This is a genomic window from Jidongwangia harbinensis (assembly GCF_020216025.1).
Taxonomy (GTDB): Bacteria; Actinomycetota; Actinomycetes; order Mycobacteriales; family Micromonosporaceae; genus Actinoplanes; species Actinoplanes harbinensis.
On record NZ_JAIWNC010000082.1, the window covers coordinates 1 to 11,665 of the forward strand.

General features: G+C 73.2%; 12 protein-coding genes. 6 read left to right on the top strand and 6 right to left on the bottom strand.

The genetic code is table 11. The annotated features are described in order from the left end of the window. Positions 1–93 precede the first annotated feature (93 nt). Positions 94–1,251, bottom strand: a complete 1,158-nt coding sequence (locus LDL48_RS42815; RefSeq protein WP_225260945.1) for an RtcB family protein — start codon at positions 1,249–1,251, stop codon at positions 94–96. Positions 1,252–1,408: 157 nt separating this feature from the next. Here LDL48_RS42815 and LDL48_RS42820 point away from each other — a divergent pair, with 157 nt between their 5' ends. Next, positions 1,409–2,410: an AraC family transcriptional regulator gene (locus LDL48_RS42820; protein ID WP_225260946.1), complete on the top strand. Its 1,002-nt coding sequence runs from the start codon at positions 1,409–1,411 to the stop codon at positions 2,408–2,410. Positions 2,411–2,432: 22 nt separating this feature from the next. Then, entirely contained in the window at positions 2,433–2,765 is a 333-nt protein-coding gene (locus LDL48_RS42825) for an STAS domain-containing protein (protein ID WP_225260947.1), read from the top strand. A 3-nt stretch (positions 2,766–2,768) separates the two neighbouring features. Here LDL48_RS42825 and LDL48_RS42830 read toward each other — a convergent pair whose 3' ends face one another. After that, positions 2,769–3,092, bottom strand: coding sequence for a hypothetical protein (locus LDL48_RS42830; protein WP_225260948.1), 324 nt, complete (start codon positions 3,090–3,092; stop codon positions 2,769–2,771). An 82-nt stretch (positions 3,093–3,174) separates the two neighbouring features. On the opposite strand from LDL48_RS42830, the gene LDL48_RS42835 reads away from it, so the two are divergent. Genes LDL48_RS42835 through LDL48_RS42845 form a run of 3 tightly spaced genes read left to right on the top strand, consistent with a single transcriptional unit; the run spans position 3,175 to position 6,947 of the window. Beyond that, a complete protein-coding gene (locus tag LDL48_RS42835) occupies positions 3,175–3,918 on the top strand; it encodes an esterase family protein (protein ID WP_225260949.1) in 744 nt (247 codons plus the stop codon). 48 nt (positions 3,919–3,966) lie between these two features. Further along, complete coding sequence (locus LDL48_RS42840) at positions 3,967–6,018, top strand: putative bifunctional diguanylate cyclase/phosphodiesterase (protein WP_225260950.1); 2,052 nt, start codon at positions 3,967–3,969, stop codon at positions 6,016–6,018. A 17-nt stretch (positions 6,019–6,035) separates the two neighbouring features. Further along, complete coding sequence (locus LDL48_RS42845; RefSeq protein WP_225260951.1) at positions 6,036–6,947, top strand: ABC transporter substrate-binding protein; 912 nt, start codon at positions 6,036–6,038, stop codon at positions 6,945–6,947. A 3-nt stretch (positions 6,948–6,950) separates the two neighbouring features. Here the strand turns inward: LDL48_RS42845 and LDL48_RS42850 are convergent, their stop codons facing one another. Continuing rightward, complete coding sequence (locus LDL48_RS42850) at positions 6,951–8,600, bottom strand: methyl-accepting chemotaxis protein (RefSeq protein WP_225260952.1); 1,650 nt, start codon at positions 8,598–8,600, stop codon at positions 6,951–6,953. A gap of 61 nt (positions 8,601–8,661) precedes the next feature. Continuing rightward, positions 8,662–9,567, bottom strand: coding sequence for an AbfB domain-containing protein (locus LDL48_RS42855; RefSeq protein ID WP_225260953.1), 906 nt, complete (start codon positions 9,565–9,567; stop codon positions 8,662–8,664). 185 nt (positions 9,568–9,752) lie between these two features. Here LDL48_RS42855 and LDL48_RS42860 point away from each other — a divergent pair, with 185 nt between their 5' ends. Next, a complete protein-coding gene (locus LDL48_RS42860; RefSeq protein ID WP_225260954.1) occupies positions 9,753–10,802 on the top strand; it encodes a hypothetical protein in 1,050 nt (349 codons plus the stop codon). Between the two features lie 7 nt (positions 10,803–10,809). On the opposite strand, the gene LDL48_RS42865 is transcribed toward LDL48_RS42860, so the two are convergent. Both LDL48_RS42865 and LDL48_RS42870 read right to left on the bottom strand, forming a co-directional pair. Continuing rightward, positions 10,810–11,154, bottom strand: a complete 345-nt coding sequence (locus LDL48_RS42865; RefSeq protein ID WP_225260955.1) for a helix-turn-helix domain-containing protein — start codon at positions 11,152–11,154, stop codon at positions 10,810–10,812. Beyond that, entirely contained in the window at positions 11,124–11,564 is a 441-nt protein-coding gene (locus tag LDL48_RS42870; protein ID WP_225260956.1) for a DUF8189 domain-containing protein, read from the bottom strand. Before LDL48_RS42870 ends, LDL48_RS42865 begins: the two co-directional genes overlap by 31 nt. Positions 11,565–11,665: the final 101 nt, after the last annotated feature.

The window sequence follows — 11,665 nt, forward strand, 5'->3', positions numbered from 1 at the left end:
CGGGGGTTCCGCCGGTGGGGGGGGGGCCCGCCCCGGCCGGGGGGTCTCATCCCCCCCGGGCGGGGGGCCCGGCCCCCCGGGCCCCGCCGCCGCTCAATCCCCCTTGACGTTCACGAGCTGCCGCAGCGTGTGGCGCACCTCGACCAGATCCTCGGCGTCCCGCATGACCACGTCGATCGGCTTGTACGCCTGCGGGATCTCGTCGATGAAGGCGTCGGTGTCGCGGTACTCGATGCCGGCCATCGCCTCCCGCAGCTGGTCCCGGGTGAACGTCTTGCGGGCCTTGGACCGCGAGTAGTTCCGCCCCGCGCCGTGCGGCGACGAGTCCAGCGCCAGCGGGTTGCCCTTGCCGACCACCACGTACGACGCGTCGCCCATCGAACCCGGGATCAGCCCCGGCACCCCGGCCGCGGCGTTGATCGCCCCCTTGCGGGACAGCCACACCTCCTTGCCGAAGTGCTTCTCCCGGGCGGTGTAGTTGTGGTGGCACTGCACCCGCTCCAGCTCCCGGACCGGACCGCCCTGCCACTGCGCGAAGCAGTCCACCACCCGGTCCATCATCTCGTCGCGGTTCGCCAGCGCGAAGTCCTGCGCCCACCGCAGCTGCCGGATGTACGCCCAGAACTCGTCGGTGCCCTCCGCCAGGTACGCCAGGTCCGGGTCGGGCAGCCGGATCCACCAGCGCGTCATGGCCTCCTGCGCCACCCGGATGTGGTGCTGCGCCAGCTTGTTGCCGACCCCGCGCGAACCGGAGTGCAGGAACAGCCAGACCGCGCCGGTCTCGTCCGCGGTGACCTCGATGAAGTGGTTGCCGGAACCGAGCGAGCCGAGCTGCAGCGCCCAGTTGCCGGCGTACCGGCCGGGATCGAACCCGGCCCGCTCCGCGACCACGGTCAGCTCCTGCACCCGCTTCGCCGCGGTGTCGGTCAGCACGGTGTTGTACTGGCCGGCGGACAGCGGCACCGCACGCTCGATCGAGGTACGCAGCCCGGCCAGGTCCGGTCCCAGCTCGTCCCGGTGGTACTGGGTGCGCACCGCCGCCATGCCGCAGCCGATGTCGACGCCCACCGCGGCCGGGATGATCGCACCGAGCGTCGGGATGACCGAACCGACGGTCGCGCCCTTGCCCAGGTGGGCGTCCGGCATGAGGGCCAGGTGCGGGTACACGAACGGCAACGACGCGGTGGCCTCGGCCTGCGCCAGCGTCGCCGGCTCGATGATGCTCGCCCAGTTGATCAGCCGTTCGTTCACCCGCTGCACCGTACTTCTCCCTTCTCGGGCGGGGATCCGCCGCTGCGGACGGTAATCGATCAGCACCGCGACCGCCGGTGATTAACCGCGACCACTTATGTTCGAACGTTTTGTCAGTCACGATGCGGGAAGACGGCTTTTCGGGGAGGAACGCACCATGGCACCAGACGATTCGATCGGTCCGTACGCCATCGCCGTGGAGACGACCGATCTGGACGAGGCCCGGGCCGTCTGCGGCGAACAGCTGTATCCGCGCACGTTGCGGCTCATCGAACCGTCCCGGGGCCTCGCCGCCCGGTTCGCCTTCCTGCACATGGGAATGCTGACCCTGGCCGATGTGCGGTACGGCGCGGAGATCGCTGGCGGCACCCGGGACCTGGGCAGCTATCACGTCAACCTGCCGCTCGCCGGCCGGTTCGCGGCACGCCAGGGCCGTCGGGCGATCACCGGCGACGCGGGTCGGGCCGGGGTGTACCGGCCGGTCGGCGCGACCACGCTGGTCCGGGCCAGCGCCGACTGCCACCTGCTCGCCCTCAAGATCGATTGCCCGGCACTGGAGACCCAGCTGGCGGCACTGCTGGGCGCGGACGTGCGCGGCCCGATCCGCCTGGACGGCTGCCTGGATCCCCGGCGGAACCCCGGGCGCCTCTGCGCCGACCTGATCCGGCTGCTCGGCGACGAGATCCACAACCCGACCGGCCTGGCGTACCAGCCGATCATGGCCGCGCCGCTGCAGGAGAGCCTGATGACGGCGCTGCTGTACGCGGTGGGGCACCAGTATCAGGACGCGCTGCGGTCAACCGAGTCGCGGGCCGGGCCACGCCAGGTGACCCGCGCCATCGACGCCGTCCAAGACTTCCCGGAGCGGCCGCACACCGCGACCGGGCTGGCCGAGCTGGCCGGGGTGAGCGTGCGGTCCCTGCGCGGCGAGTTCCACCGCCGGGTCGGCAGAGGGCCGATGGCCTATCTGCGCGACGTCCGGATGGCCCGGGTGCACGCCGAGCTGACCGCGGCCGATCCGGCCCGGACCACGGTGGCCGCGGTCGCCCGCCGCTGGGGGTTCGCCCGGATGGGCGTCTTCACCGCGTACTACCTCGCGCGCTACCACACCACCCCGGCGCAGACGCTGCTCGACGGCTCCGTCGGAGGCGGTCTCTGACGGTTGTGCGTACCCTCGGACGGTGCCCAAAGACGCCCTCGTTTCGTACGCCCCGGCCGACCCGGACGGCCTCGTCCTCGCCTCGCTCGACGGCGAACTCGACCTCGACTCCGCCGACAAGGTGCGGGACAGCCTCGCCGAAGCGGCCCGCGCGGCCGACTGCCACTACCTGCGGGTGGACGTCAGCCGGCTCGGCTTCATCGACTCGTACGCCCTCGGCGCCCTGGTGAGCGCGCGCAACGCCGCCGCGGCCGCCGGCGTCGGCCTCACCCTGGCCGACCCGTCCCCGCCGGTCCGCAAGGCGATCGAGGTCACCGGCCTGGCGAGCGTGTTCGGGCTGGCCACGGCGGGCTGAGCGTCAGCCGGCCGTACCGGCCCGGGCGAGCGCGTCCACCCGGCGCAGCGCGTCCGGGATGCGGTGGGCCCCGGCCATCCGTTCCACCAGCCGCCCGGCCTCGGCCACCGGCAGCCCGCGGGCGGTCACGTACAGCGGCCGGATCGCGCCGCCGCGGCGCACCTCGACGGCATGCGTGGCGGACCGGAACGCCGTCTCCGCCACCCCGACGACGGGCACGCCCCACTCGGTGTGCACATGCGCACCCAGCCCCGGCCGCCCGTCCGGGTCGAGGTCGACGTACCCGTCCACCACCAGCAGGGCGTACCCGCCGGCGTCGCTCAGCACGGCCCGCAGCGCCGGCAGTTCCCCCTCCGCACCTCGTTCGGCCGCCGACCCTATCCGGCAAACCCTCGGTACCATCGGGCCGATGCGCCACTACGCCGTCGACCTGGGCTCCCCGTGGGGCGGGGACGGCGGCACCGTGTCCGTCTACGGCCACTGGGGCCGTCCGGTGCTGGTGTTCCCCACCGAGGGCGGCACCGCGGGCGAGTTCGCCGCGGGCGGCATGGTCGACGCGGTGTCCGGCCTCCTCGACGCCGGCCGGGTCAAGCTCTACTGCGTCGACTCGTTCGACGCCGGGACCTGGTCGGCCGGGCACCTGCCGCTGGCCGAACGCGCCCACCGGCACGGCACGTACGAGTCCTGGATCCTGGACCGGGTGGTGCCGCACATCCGCGCCGACACCGGGCACGCCGCCGAGATCGTCACGGCCGGCTGCTCGCTGGGCGCGTACCACGCCCTTAACCTGGCGTTCCGGCGCGCCGACCTGTTCCCGCTGGCGCTCTGCTTCTCCGGCAACTACGACCCGGGCAGCTGGCGGGGCTGGGGCGAGCGCGACGACGCGGTCTACTTCCACAGCCCGGCCGACTACGTGGCGAACCTGCACGGTGACCACCTGGAGTGGCTGCGGAGCCGGCTGTCCGTGCTGCTGGTCTGCGGGCAGGGGCGGTGGGAGGACACCACCGGGGCGCTGGCGTCCACCCGGCACCTGGCCGGGCTGCTGGCCGGCAAGGGCATCCGGCACGAGCTGGACCTGTGGGGTCACGACGTACCGCACGACTGGTCCTCGTGGCGCGCCCAGCTGGCGCACCACCTGCCCCGGTTCTGCTGATCCGGCGAATGGCTCACCTGCGGCACCCGGGGTGCCGATAGAGGGACCATGTGGCTTCGACGGATCGGCACGCGCGGCGCGGGCGCCGGGTCGCGGCTGTTCGCGACGTACGCCGCAGCCAGCATGGTGTCGGTCGCCGTGCTCGGCGCCGTGCTCATCCAGGGCTACCGGGACGACGCCGCCGGCCGGGGCCGGGACCAGGGCCTGGCCCAGGCCGCGGTCATCGAGGAGATGGCGGTGGCGCCGGCCCTGGACGGTGCCGACCTCGCGGCGGGACTGACCACGACCCAGCGCGACCGGCTGCAGCGCGCCACCGACCTGGCGATCTTCCGCGGCTCGGTGATCCGGATGCGCCTGCGCAGCTTCACCGGCCAGGTGGTGTTCGCCGACGACGGCTCCACGGCCGGCGGCATCTCGGTGGCCGCGCCCGCGTTCAAGGCGGCCACCGCCGGGTCGGCCGACGTCGCCGTCGTGCCGGACACCGAGCGCGACACCGAGGTGATCCGGGTGCTGCGGCCGGTCCGGGCCGGCGCGTCCGGGCAGGCGATCGGCGTCCTCGAGGTGTACCTGCCGTACGACACCATCGCGATCCACCTGCAGGAGCAGATGCGGGTGGCGTACCTCCGGCTCGGCGCGGGCCTGCTCGGCCTGTACGTCATGCTGGCGTTGATCTCCTGGTCCACCACCCGCTCTCTGCGCCGCCACGCGGCCCGGCACGCGCACGAGGCGATGCACGACGCGCTGACCGGGCTGCCCAACCGGGCGGCGTTCCGGGCCCGTGCCGAGTCGGTGCTGGAGTCCGCGGTCCGCGGCGGTTCCCGGGGCGCGGTGGTGCTGGTCGACCTCAACCGGTTCAAGGAGGTCAACGACACGCTCGGGCACCACGCCGGCGACGAACTGCTCCAGATCATCTCGACCCGGCTGGCCGGCACTGCCCGCCCCGAGGACACCGTGGCGCGCCTGGGCGGCGACGAGTTCGGCCTGATCCTGCCGGGCCTGGACGCGGCGGACGTGCTGCGGCAGCTGGAGGGCGTGCGGGCCGCGGTCACCGAGGAACTCACCCTCGACCACGTCCCGCTCAGCATCGAGGCCAGCTTCGGCGTGGCGCTCTACCCGGAGCACGGCGACGCCGTCGAGGAACTGCTGCAGAACGCGGACGCGGCCATGTACCAGGGCAAGCGCGGCGCCCACGACGTCGTGCTGTACTCCGGCCAGAGCACCGTCCACCCGACCCAGTGGCTGGTGGTGCAGGCCGAGCTGCGGCACGCGCTGGAACGCGACGAGCTGGTGCTGCTCTACCAGCCGAAGATCCGGATGTCCGACGGCGCGGTGTACGGCCTGGAGGCGCTGGTGCGCTGGCAGCACCCGCAGCGGGGCCTGCTGCCGCCGCCGGCGTTCCTGCCCGCGGCCGAGCAGTCCGGGCTGATCGAGCCGCTCACCGCGTGGGTGCTGCGCCGGGCGCTGGCGGACCAGGCCGAGTGGACCACGATCGGCCACCCGTGGTCGGTGTCGGTGAACGTGTCGGCGCGCAACCTGGAGGCGACCGGCTTCCCCCGGTTCGTCGCGGACGTGCTGGCCGAGACCGGCACCCCGCCGGAGCGCCTGACGCTGGAGGTCACCGAGACCGCGATGGCCGGCGACCGGGACACCGCGATCGCCGCGGTGCGCGAACTGGCCGGATACGGCATCCAGGTGGCGGTGGACGACTTCGGCATCGGGTACACCAGCCTGTCGCAGCTCCGCGGCCTGTCGGTGGCCGAGATCAAGATCGACCGTACGTTCGTGGCCGGGATGCCGCACGACCACCAGGACCGGGCCATCGTCCGGTCGGTGATCGAACTGGGCCACGGCCTGGGTGCCCGGGTGACCGCGGAGGGCGTGGAGACGCCCCGGGTCCGGCGCTGGCTGGCGGAGGCCGGATGCGACGACGCCCAGGGCTTCCTGTTCTCCAAGCCGGTCGCCTGGCCGCACGTGCTGGACCGGTACACCGCCGAGGACATCGAACGGCGCCGCCGGGCCGCCGGGGCGTCAGCGGCTGCGGAGCCCGCGCAGCCCGACGAGACCACCGACCACGACGTACCCGTGCCGCAGGCCGGATGAGATCAGGAGGCGACCCGATGAGGCGTGTACGTCCCGCCCTGACCGCGCTCGGCGCGGCCACCGTCATGCTGGTGTCCGGGTGCGCCCAGCCGGCCGGCACCGGCGACACCGCGACCGGGTCGACCGACACCATCACGGTGAACGAGGCGATCCGGGGACGGCTTCCGGAGTCGGTCCGGGAACGCGGCACCATCCAGTTCGCCACCGACCCCAGCTACGCGCCGATGGAGTCGTTCGCGCCGGACGGCCGGACCATCATCGGTTTCGACGCCGACCTCGCCGCGGCGCTCGGGTCGGTCCTCGGCATCAAGATCGAGATGGTACCGGCGAACTTCTCCACCGCGCTCGACGAGACCGCGAAGGGCACGTACGACGGGGTGCTGTCGTCCATCACCGACACCGTGGAACGGGAGAAGCGGGCCGACTTCATCAACTACTTCTCCGCCGGCACCGCGATCGTGGTGCGCCGCGGCAACCCCACCGGGGTCACCGAACTCAAGGACCTGTGCGGCCAGGTGGTCGCGGTCGAGGAGTCCACCACGCAGGAGGACCTGCTCAAGCGCTCGCAGAAGGGCTGCGCCGGACGGCCGATCGTGATCCGGACGTACAAGACGAATTCGGACGCCCTGCTGCAGCTGCGCACCGGGCGCGCGGTGGCGATCCTGAACGACTACCCGCCGGCCGCGCAGCTGGCCAACGACCCCTCCTCGCGCACCCACTACCAGCTCGCCTCCACCGTGCAGTACGAGCCCGGCCTGTACGGCATCGCGGTGGCGAAGAGCAGCCCGGCGCTGCGGGACGCGCTGCACGAGGCGCTGCGCCAGCTGATGCAGACCGGCGTCTACCAGGAGCTGCTGCTGCGCTGGGGCCTGACCACCGGCGCGCTGCAGGACTCCTCGATCAACGGCGCGGGTGTCAGCAGCGAGTGACGCTCACACCTGGAACCGGTCGGCGACCCCGCGCAGGTCACCGGCCAGCCGGCTGAGCCGGGCGACCGCGGCGTCCGCCTCCACCAGGGTGCTGCTGGTCGTCTCGGCGGCCTGCGCCACGCCGTTGATGTTGACCGCGATCGTCGAGCTGCCGCCGGCCGCTCCGGCGATGCTGCGGCTCATCTCGGCCGTGGTGGCGGTCTGCTCCTCCACCGCGGAGGCGATGGTGACCTGGTAGTCGTTGATCCGCTGGATGATCTGCGAGATCTCGCCGATCGCCGCGACCGCGCTCGAGGTGTCCGCCTGGATCGTCTCCACCCGCCGGGAGATGTCCTCGGTGGCCTTGGCCGTCTCCTGCGCCAGGTCCTTCACCTCGCTGGCCACCACCGCGAAGCCCTTGCCGGCCTCGCCGGCCCGGGCCGCCTCGATGGTCGCGTTGAGGGCGAGCAAGTTGGTCTGCTCGGCGATCGCGGTGATCACCTTGACCACGTCGCCGATCTCGGCGGACGAGGTGCCCAGCTTGGCCACGGTGTCGTTGGTGGTCTGCGCGACGCCGACCGCGCTGGACGCCACGTGCGCCGCGTCGTTGGCGTTCTGCGCGATCTCCCGGATCGACGAGGCCATCTGCTCGCTGCCGGCCGCCACCGACTGCACCGAGCCGGACACGTCACCGGCGGCGGACGCGACCAGCCCGGCCTGCGCGGCGGCCTCGCGGGCGCTCTCCCCGATCCGGGTGGTCACGCCGGTCAGCTGCTGCGTCCCCGAGCCGAGGTCGCGCGCGCCGGAGGTCAGCGAGTTGACGGTGGCCCGGAGGCCGTCGCGGGCCCGGTTGACCGCCACCGCCATCCGGCCGAGTTCGTCGCGCGAACGCACCTCGGCGGGCACCGCAAGGTTGCTGTCCGCGACCGCGCCGAGCGCCCGCGACACGCTCGCCAGCTGCCGCCTGATCAGCCTGGCCACCAGGTACGCGATTCCGCCGGCCACCAGGATGCCCAGCACCAGGGCGGCGATCATCCGGGTCCGTGCGGTGTCGTACTTGTCGGCCGCCTCCGCCGCCAGCGCGTCCGCCTCACGGTCCTCGGTTCGCTGCAGGTCCGCAATCGCGCCATTCATCGCGTCCTCGGTGCGCTGGAACTCGCCGAAGATCTGGTCCGGTGCCGGCATGGTGAATCCGGCGGGCGGGGGCTTCCGGAGCACCAGCGTGTCGCGCAGCACGCGGTAGCGGTCCATCGCCTCGGCGAACACGGTGAGGCTCTGCAGGCGGCCCGGCGAGTCGGCGGCGATCGTCCGGTACGCGGCCACCGCCGCGTCGATCTTGGCGTCCGCGGCGACCACGGCGTCCTGTCCGACCTTGCGTCCGGCGTCGTCCTGGCCGAGTTCGATCAGCAACAATCCCCGGAACAGGTCGGCGATGCCGCCGCGCAGCTCGGCGACCTGCTCCAGGCTGTCCACGCTGGTCGTCTTCATCTCGGCCAGGTCGTCCCGCATCTCGGCGACCCGGGCCAGGCTGATCCCGCAGACGAGGAGCGAGACCGCCGCCATCGCGGCGACCGCCACCGCGTTCTTGGTGGCCAGGTTGCGGTCGGACAGCCATCCGGAGATCGGATTGCGCTTGACCGTGACCTCGATGGTTTCTCCGTGCGTGCGCGGCATCTTCACTCCACCCCTTCCCGGAAATCATTGCCGCGAACGGGAAGGTGTGCGGGGCGAATGGTCAAACCGGTCGGCGAACCTGGAACGTGGTGGGCGCCTGCCGGGCCGCGGGCAGCAGCCGGAGCACCGGCCCGGCATCGCTGAGGTACCGGTCCGGGTAGTTGACCGACCGCAGCGTCAGCGAGTGCCCGTCCCGGGTCCGGACCGGGCAGAACGTGGCGTCGGCCGCGTACAGCGCGCTGCGGTCCCGGGGGTGCAGGCGCAGCGTGAAGTTCTGGTGCCGGAGGAAGTGCCGCGGATAGTTCACCGATTCCAGGGACACGCACCGCGGGTCGGCCAGTCCGCCCCGCACCACGAACGCGGCGTCCGCCCGGTCGCGGCGGGTGCTTCCCGGGCCGATGCGGTCGATCCGGGCGACGAAGTCGCGGTGCCGCACCCGGGAACCGGGCCGGCCGGCCGGCTCCAGCCCGACCGTGGCGCCGACGGTCAGCGACCGGGCCGGGGGCGACGGCGTGCCCACCGGCGGACCGGCCGGCGACGGGCGGGTGGATCGGGTCGGCAACGGGCGCCGGACCTGCGCGGTGACGGCCGGCCGGCTCGGCGGCGCGGTGGTGGCGGCCACCGTCTCGGTCGGCGGCGGCGGCAGATAGGGCACGGCGGAGAGCGGCGCGCCGGACGGCAGGATCACGGTGCCCGGCATGCCGAACCGCGGCCGGCGGTCGGCCTGCCCCTGGTGCAGTGCCACCGCGCCGGCGAGCGCGACGACGGCCAGCACGGCCAGGCCGACCCAGGGGGTACGGCGCCGGTGCGACGCGATCAGCACCGGGTCACCGGGGTCCGGCGGGACGCTCGGCTCCGGCCCGGGCGCCGGGACATGCTGCGGAAACGTCCGGGGGTGGGACCCGGTCAGCGGCGGTACCCAGCCACCGACCCGGACGCCCGGCCCGTTAAGATCCTCTTCGGACATTCGCTCCGCCTTCCGCGCGGCGCCCCGCAGCTCACGACCCCCGATCCGCTGCCCTGTCATATTCCGGTCGAATGACGCAATTCGCAAGAGTTGATCGCTGCATCCTGTAGTCGATCCGATCGCGCGGTTTCCCCGTACCTCTGTGCAGAGCCTCGGCTCCGGACGCGGACGTGAGGAGACTGATCGTGGAAGGCACCGCCCCGGCCGGCCGGGACGGCGACGCACTCTATCGCCGCCCCGAGCCGGAACCCGCCCCGGAACCGCCGCCGGCCTGGCCTTCGATCTCCGACTACTGGCCGGACGCACCCCAGCGCATGGGCCCGGCCCCGGACTTCTACACGGCCGCCCAGCCCTCGCCGGCCGCCATTACCGAGGCCCGGCCGACCGCGGCGATCCCGCTGACCACCCGGCCTGCTCCGCGCCGCGGCCGCGCGCTGCTCACCGTCGCGGCGGCGGTCCTGCTCGCCGCGGTCATGGCCGGAGCCGGCGCGGCCTACCTGAAGAACCGCGACCGGAGCAGTGCCGCACCGGAGACCGCGCCGCCGGCCGCGACCGGCCCGGCCACGTCCCCGGCCACCTCGCCGGCCGCCGAGCCGATTCCCGTGCCGGTCGCGCCGAAACCCACCACCCCACCGCCGCCGGCCGCCCCGAAACTGCCGGCGACCGGAGAGTTCGACCTGGTCAGCGACGCCTCCGTGGTGAACCTGAAGACCGGGCCGCTGGGCGACGCGATGTACCGGGTCACCGCCCCGAAGGGCAGCAGCGTCCGCCCGGTCACCACGGTCGACGGCAGCCGGGTGCGGCTGTCGCTGGCCGCCACCGGCACCAAGGGCACCGCGGCCGTCGACGTGACGCTCAACGCGGCCGTGCGATGGAACCTGCGCGTCACCGGCGGGCTGAAGACCGGGGTGCTGGACCTCGGCGCGGCCAAGCTGCGCGGCGTCGACCTGCGCGGCGGCGCCACCCGGATGGACCTCACCCTGCCCCGGCCGGACGGCACCCTGACGATCCGGATGACCGGCGGCATCAACCGGTTCCGGATCCACACCACGGCCCGGACCCCCGCCCGGGTCCGGGCCCAGCGCGGTGCCGGCAAGGTCACCCTCTACGACCTGGTCGAGGACGGTGTCCGCCGCGGCCAGTCGGTGGTGTCGCCGACGTTCGACCGCAGCACCGACCGGATCGACGTGCAGGCCGTCGCCGGCATGGGCACGCTGGTCCTGGACCAGACCTGACCGCCGCTCAGGGCTCCTCGCCGCGCGGCTCGAAGCCCACCGTCAGACTCGCCCCCAGCGCCGTCGCGAACCGCTCCAGCACCGCCCAGGTCGGCGCGGTCCCGCCGGCCTCGAACCGGGCCACCGCGGCCGGCGTCATCCCGGACGCCTCGGCCAGTTGGGTCTGAGTCCAGTTCCGGCGCTCACGGAGCTCCCGAACGCACCGGCCGAACTCGACCGCCAGCCACTCGGCGCCGCCCGTTCCGGCGGCACCCGGCGCGGCCCTCCGCCACTCCCGCATCGCGGTCCGGACCTCCCGTTCCCGTTGCCGCGTACCCGCCGTCAGCTCCCCACCGTGTGGTGCCCGTTCCACCCGCCGTCCGGATTCCAGTAGTTCTCCGCCAGCTGGCCGTTGGCGCTGTAGTGCACCTGGAGGTTGTGGTTGCTCGGGTTGATCACGATGACCGGGTCGCTGGTCATCGTCCCGCCCAGCAGGTGCTGGCCGCTCCAGCCGTCCGTCGGGTGCCAGTAGTTCTCGGCCAGCTGACCGTTGGAGTTGTAGTGCACCTGCACGTTCTGGTTGTGCGGATTCACCACCACCGCCGGGCTGCCGGTGATGCTGCCCCCGAGCAGCTTCTGGCCGCTCCACCCGCCCGCCGGGCTCCAGTAGTTCTCGGCCAGCTGCCCGCCCGCGTTGTAATGCACCTGCACGTTCTGGTTGTGCGGATTCACCACCACCGCCGGGCTGCCGGTGATGTGGGCTTCCCCCGGAGGTGTGGACACCCTGAGACTGGATCTTGAGTCCAGAGGAAGGGGTGTCCCCGTTGGGACGTCCGTCGAAGTACACGCAGGAGTTTCGGCGGGATGCGGTCGAGTTGGTGCGC